This is a genomic window from Streptomyces sp. NPDC029164, assembly GCF_055563995.1.
In genome coordinates, this window is sequence record NZ_JBVHWW010000090.1 from 1 (window position 1) to 1,072 (window position 1,072).

The 1,072-nt window shown below is 76.0% G+C and carries 1 protein-coding gene; it reads right to left on the bottom strand.

Features of this window, described 5'->3' with window-relative positions:
• Window positions 1–148 precede the first annotated feature (148 nt).
• Window positions 149–889 (bottom strand): hypothetical protein, encoded by a 741-nt coding sequence (locus ACZ4VT_RS37320; protein WP_467955819.1) that lies wholly within the window; start codon window positions 887–889, stop codon window positions 149–151.
• Between the last annotated feature and the right edge of the window lie 183 nt (window positions 890–1,072).

A 1,072-nucleotide genomic window follows, 5' to 3' on the forward strand; every position in this document is an offset into this window, starting at 1 on the left:
ACCCCGCCGGACCCGACCCCGCCGGACCCCACCTGGGCGGTCGGGCGGCGCGGGCGGGGCAGCGGCCAGAAGTACGGAGCCGGCGGGGGCCCAGGCGGTCGGGCGGCGCGGGCGGGTCAGCGGCAGGTGTCGATACGCAGGGGGCTGATCAGCGACGGTCGTCGGAGGTACGCAGGCGGCGGGCGCCCAGGAGAAGGCCGCCGCCGGTGGCGAGGGCGGCCACGGCGCCCGCTCCGTACGCCCACTCGCGCGGGCCGGTATGGGCGAGGGAGCCCGCCTCGGCCGGGTCCTCCGGGCTCTCGACGGAGAAGCGGTAGCCGCCGGCCTCGCCGATCCAGTCGCCGTCGTCGCCCTTGCGCTGGACGAGGGCGGCGTCGGCGAGGACCTCGCCGGTGGGGGCGTCGGGGGCGAAGGCGAGGCCGACCCTGACGGTCAGGGACCCGCCGGGGCCGACGGTGAAACCGGGGAAGGCGTCGCCGCCGTCGAAGACGGCGATGATCTCGTCGCGGTCGCTGCGCTCCAGGCTGGTGGGAAAGGTGCCGCCCGGCGCGTCGAACTCCATCCGCAGGTGGGCGGGGCGCAGGGCGCGGGCCTTGTCGGTGAAGACGACGACGGGGTGGATGGCCGTGCACTCGGAGTCCGTGGTGTTGGTCAGGTCCAGGTACCAGGTCTGCGGGTCGCCGCCGGTGCGGTACACAGCCGGGCCGCCGCGGATGCGCGCCCCGATGGGGAAGGCGGTGCTCTTCCCGTCGCCACAGGTGGCCTGTGCGCGGGAGGGCAGCGCGGGTGCGGGTCGGGCCCCGCCGCCGGTACCGATGTCCGCGGCCGCGGTGGGGGCGGTGGTGGCTACGAGTACGGCGGTGAGGGCAAGGGCTTTGCGTAGTCGCATGGAAGACCTTCGCTGCTCGCCGGACGGGACGATGATCGGACCAGGTGACAATCACCCTGGCTCTGCCCGCACCGTGCCACGCCCGCGGACCCCCACCCCGCGCGCCACGCCTGAGCCGTACCGGTTTACGCCCGATCGCCGGACGGGTCAACCCCCGACCGCCCAGGTCGGGTCCGGCGGGGC

Coding starts and splice junctions, on each gene's coding strand:
- ACZ4VT_RS37320 (WP_467955819.1), bottom strand. CDS start 889: ATGCGACTACGCAAAGCCCTTGCCCTCACCGCCGTACTCGTAGCCACC.